Annotated in this window: 4 protein-coding genes; all 4 read left to right on the top strand. The window is 65.5% G+C overall.

The window, feature by feature from the left end:
• Positions 1 to 1,758 (top strand): amidohydrolase (locus AA309_RS31075; RefSeq protein ID WP_047192894.1); only part of this gene is annotated, 1,758 nt, incomplete at its 5' end.
• 11 nt (positions 1,759 to 1,769) lie between these two features.
• On the top strand, positions 1,770 to 2,195 hold the full coding sequence (locus AA309_RS31070) for a DoxX family protein (protein WP_047192893.1): 426 nt from the start codon (positions 1,770 to 1,772) through the stop codon (positions 2,193 to 2,195).
• Positions 2,192 to 3,826 carry an MFS transporter gene (locus AA309_RS31065; RefSeq protein ID WP_047192892.1) on the top strand — a complete coding sequence of 545 codons (1,635 nt, stop codon included), beginning with the start codon at positions 2,192 to 2,194 and terminating at the stop codon, positions 3,824 to 3,826. Before AA309_RS31070 ends, AA309_RS31065 begins: the two co-directional genes overlap by 4 nt.
• Positions 3,827 to 3,990: 164 nt before the next feature.
• The gene (locus AA309_RS31060; protein ID WP_047192891.1) at positions 3,991 to 4,812 is read left to right on the top strand and encodes an alpha/beta fold hydrolase; all 822 of its coding nucleotides are present in this window, start codon (positions 3,991 to 3,993) and stop codon (positions 4,810 to 4,812) included.
• The last annotated feature ends 33 nt before the right edge of the window (positions 4,813 to 4,845 follow it).

The raw sequence follows: 4,845 nt of genomic DNA, 5'->3' as shown, positions 1-4,845 counted from the left end.
GACGAACGGGAGGTCATGACGCTTTCCAGCCCCGACACGCGCCACATGGATCTGAAAGGCCGCCGTGTCATCCCGGGGCTGATCGACAGCCACATGCACATCATCCGTGGCGGTCTCAACTACAACATGGAGCTGCGCTGGGACGGCGTTCGCTCCCTGGCCGATGCCATGCGGATGCTGAAGGAACAGGTGGACCGCACCCCGGCTCCGCAATGGGTGCGGGTGGTCGGCGGCTTCACAGAGCATCAATTCGCCGAGAAGAGGCTGCCGACGCTCGACGAGATCAACGCCGTTTCTCCCGACACGCCGGTGTTCATCCTGCATCTGTACGACAGAGCGCTCTTGAATGCAGCCGCCTTGCGGGCGGTCGGCTACACCAAGGACACGCCGAACCCGCCCGGCGGCGAGATCCAGCGCGACGCGCAAGGCCATCCTACGGGCCTGCTGATCGCCAGGCCCAACGCCACGATCCTTTATGCGACCCTCGCCAAGGGTCCGAAGCTCCCGCCCGAGTACCAGAAGAACTCGTCGCGCCACTTCATGCGCGAGGTGAACCGGCTCGGCATCACCGGCGTCATCGATGCCGGTGGAGGCTATCAGAACTACCCGGACGACTATGCCATTATCGAGGAGTTGCACCGCGAGGGGCTCCTGACCGTGCGGCTTGCCTACAACCTCTTCACGCAGAAGCCGAAGGAAGAGCTGAAGGACTTCGACACCTGGGCCAAGCAGGTCAAGCCGGGCCAGGGCGACGATCTTTATCGCCATAACGGCGCCGGCGAGATGCTGGTCTACTCCGCCGCCGATTTCGAGGACTTCAAGGTCGAACGGCCCGAGATGCCGCCCTCGATGGAGGCCGATCTCGAGCCGGTCGTCCGCCTGCTGGTCGAGAACCGCTGGCCGTGGCGGCTGCACGCCACGTACAACGAGACCATCACACGGGCTCTCGATGTATTCGAGAAGGTCAACCGGGACATTCCCTTCGACGGCCTGCACTGGTTCTTCGACCATGCCGAGACCATCGACGACCGCAACATCGACCGCATCGCGGCATTGGGTGGCGGCATCGCGGTCCAGCACCGCATGGCTTACCAGGGCGAGGACTTCGTCCAGCGCTATGGCGCCAAGGCCGCTGAACACACGCCCCCGATCCGCCGCATGCTGGACGCGGGCGTTCCGGTCGGCGCCGGCACGGATGCCACCCGCGTCGCGTCCTACAACCCGTGGGTCTCGCTGTCCTGGCTGGTGACGGGCAAGACCCTCGGAGGGCTGACGCTCTATCCAAGCGCCAACCGCCTCGACCGGGAGAGTGCCCTGCGGCTGTGGACCGAGGCCAACACCTGGTTCTCGAACGAGCCGGGCAAGAAGGGCCAGATCAGGGAGGGCCAGTTGGCCGACCTGGCGGTGCTGTCCGACGACTATTTCTCCGTGCCGGAGGATGCCATCCAGGACATCACGTCCGTGCTCACCCTGCTCGGCGGCAAGCCGGTGCATGGCGATGCCGAGTTCAAGGATCTCGCGCCGCCCCTGCCGTCGCCGATGCCGGACTGGTCGCCGGTGCGAGTCTATGGCGGCTATCAGCAGCGAGCCGACAATGGTGAGGCGCGCAAATACGCCTTTGCGGCTGCCGCCTGCGCCTGCGCCAACACCTGCGGCGTGCATGGTCATGCCCATGCCGGCGCCTGGGGCTCAACCCCACCAACGTCGGACGCGCGCTCGTTCTGGGGCGTGCTCGGCTGCTCGTGCTGGGCCTTCTGAGGGAGAGCGCCATGGCTGACATCACTGTTCCCCGCCCAATCGCAAAGGTGCTGGTCCTGCCCGGGTTGGACCACTTGGCTCGCCTCGCACTTGCATCGCCTTTCCTGATCAGCGGCGTCGTGAAGCTCTTCGACTTCGGTGGCGCCGTGAACGAGGTCGCGGGTCTGGGCCTCCAGCCTGCCGCGCCGATTGCCGCCGCCATCGTCTGCACCCAGCTCGGCGGGTCCGTTCTCTTCCTGACCCGCCGTTACTGTTGGCTTGGCGCCGGTATCCTGGCGGTGTTCACGGCCTTGGCCACCCTCCTCGCCCATCCGTTCTGGGCGTTTGAGGGCCCGGATCGCGGTCGCCAGACCGCCACCTTCTTCGAACACGTCGCCATTGTCGGCGGGTTCGCCATGGCGGCCCTGTTCGTCAACGGCCGGGGCGCACGGCCATGACCGAGGTACCGAGCACGATCACCGAACACACGGTGCCGCCTCCCCCTCCCGGTACCTTTGCGCCGTTGCGACACAGTCTCTTCGCGGTGATCTGGACCGCGACGGTGCTCGGCAACATCGGCACCTTCATGCGCGATGTCGCCTCCGCCTGGCTCGTCACGGACATCTCCGCATCGCCCGCCGCGGTGGCCATGATCCAGGCGGCAGGCACCCTTCCGATCTTCCTTCTCGCGATTCCGGCGGGTGTCCTGTCTGACATCCTGGACCGGCGCCGGTTTCTCATCGCCATCCAGATCGCGCTCGCGGTCGTAAGCTCCCTCCTTGCGGCTCTGGCCTGGACCGGCAGCGTCGCGGTCGAGAGCCTTATCGTCCTCACGTTCCTCGGCGGGGTGGGCGCGGCGCTTGCGACGCCAGCCTGGCAAGCAATCACGCCGGAGCTCGTTCCCCGATCCGACATCAAGGGTGCCGTGGCGCTCAATTCACTCGGCATCAACATCGCCCGGTCCATCGGTCCGGCCCTTGGAGGCTTCCTGCTTGCCGCGCTCGGGGCCGCAACAGTCTACGGGATCGACGTCCTGACCTATCTCCTTGTCGGAGGAGCCCTGCTCTGGTGGCGGCGTAAAGCCGATGCAGATGACGGCCTGCGGGAGCAGTTCGGGGGAGCCTTGCGGGCGGGCCTGCGTTATGCCCGCGCCAGCCGTGACCTCCATCGCATCCTTTGGCGGGCTGTTCTGTTCTTCGCCTTCGCCAGCGCCGTCTGGGCGCTCCTCCCCATCGTGGCACGCCAGGAGATCGGCGGCGGACCGAGCTTCTACGGCCTGATGCTTGGCAGCGTCGGGGCCGGCGCCATCGCAGGCGCTATCCTGCTGCCAGGGGCCCGTGCCCGTCTCGGGCAGGACCGTCTGGTGTTGGCGGCATCGCTCGTAACGGCAGGCTCGACCGCGTTGCTTGCCCTGACAAATTCCGAGATCGTGGCGATCATCGCGACCTTCGTGCTCGGGATTGCCTGGATCGCGATGCTGACCACCCTCAACAGCACCATGCAGGCGATCCTGCCGAACTGGATCCGAGGCCGGGGTTTGGCGATCTATCTCACCGCGTTCAACGGTGCCATGGCGGCCGGTAGCCTGGGCTGGGGCTTCCTGGCCCAGGAGATCGGCACGGACACGACCCTGCTCTTCGCTGGCGTCAGTCTTGCTGTCATCGCAGCATTGGCTCACAGGGCCCCCCTGCCCAGCGGAGAGGGTGACCTGACGCCGTCGCTGCATTGGCCCGAGCCTGCGATGGCCGAGCCCGTCGCGCACGACCGCGGACCGGTGCTGATCATGGTGACCTACCGCATCCGGCAGACAGACCGAATCGCCTTCCTCACGGTCCTCGAGCGTCTCTCCGAGGAACGCCGGCGTGACGGTGCCTATGCCTGGGGCATCTCCGAGGATGCGGCAGATCCCGAGCACATCGTCGAGTGGTTCTTCGTCGAGTCCTGGGCCGAACACCTGCGCCAGCACAAGCGGGTCTCAAAGGCAGACGCCGACATTCAGGCGGAGGCGCGCCGCTTCCATCAGGGAGCGGAGCCACCGCTGGTCCAGCACTTCCTGGCGGTCAGCAAACCCGGTCGGGATGTCCATTGAGGCCCACCCAAGGAGACTTTGTGATGTCACGACTGCCGGAAAGCAACCTACCGCTCACCCGCCGGGACACACTCCTGGCAACAGCAACTGTCGCCGCTTCGCTCGCCTTACCGGGAATGGCAGTCGCCACGACAACACTCACCCAAGCAAGAGGAGAAGCCCCGATGGGGACAATCACCACGAAGGACGGCACCAGGATCTTTTACAAGGACTGGGGATCCGGGCAGCCGATCCTGTTCTCGCATGGATGGCCGCTCACGGCCGACGCCTGGGACGGCCAGATGCTGTTCTTCGGCCAGCAGGGCTATCGCGTCGTCGCCCATGATCGCCGCAGCCACGGCCGTTCCGATCAGACCTGGGACGGCAACAACATGGATCAGTACGCCGACGATCTCGCCGAGCTGATCGAGAAGCTCGACCTTCGAGAGATCGTCATGATCGGCCACTCCACAGGCGGTGGCGAGGTGGCGCACTATATCGGCCGTCACGGCTCCAGCCGCGTTGCGAAGGTGGTCCTCGTCGGTGCGGTGCCGCCGCTGATGCTGAGAACCGAGTCCAATCCGGAGGGCACGCCGATGGGGGTCTTCGACGGCATCCGCAAGAATACTGCCGGCGACCGCTCGCAGTTCTTCAGGGATCTCACCATCCCGTTCTATGGCTTCAACCGGGATGGCTCGAAGGTCAACGAAGGCCTGCGTGAGTCCTTCTGGCTCCAGGGCATGATGGGCGGCATCAAAGGTGAATACGACTGTATCCGGGAATTCTCCGAGGTCGACTACGCCGCAGACCTGAAGAAGATCGATAGGCCGACGCTCATCATCCACGGCGACGACGACCAGATCGTCCCGATCAAGGCCTCGGCAGAAAAGACCGCGAAGATTGTCCAGGGCGCCCAGCTCAGGGTCTATCCCGGCGGCTCACACGGCCTGGCGCAGATTGAGGCGGACAAGTTCAACGCCGATGTCCTGGCCTTCATCAGGGCCTAGGTTGTGGAGGGCCGAAGCTCGACGCCATAGCCT

The organism is Microvirga vignae (genome assembly GCF_001017175.1).
GTDB lineage: Bacteria > Pseudomonadota > Alphaproteobacteria > Rhizobiales > Beijerinckiaceae > Microvirga > Microvirga vignae.
The sequence above is the reverse complement of the archived record's forward strand: the minus strand, read 5'-3'. Positions and strand labels throughout refer to the sequence as shown.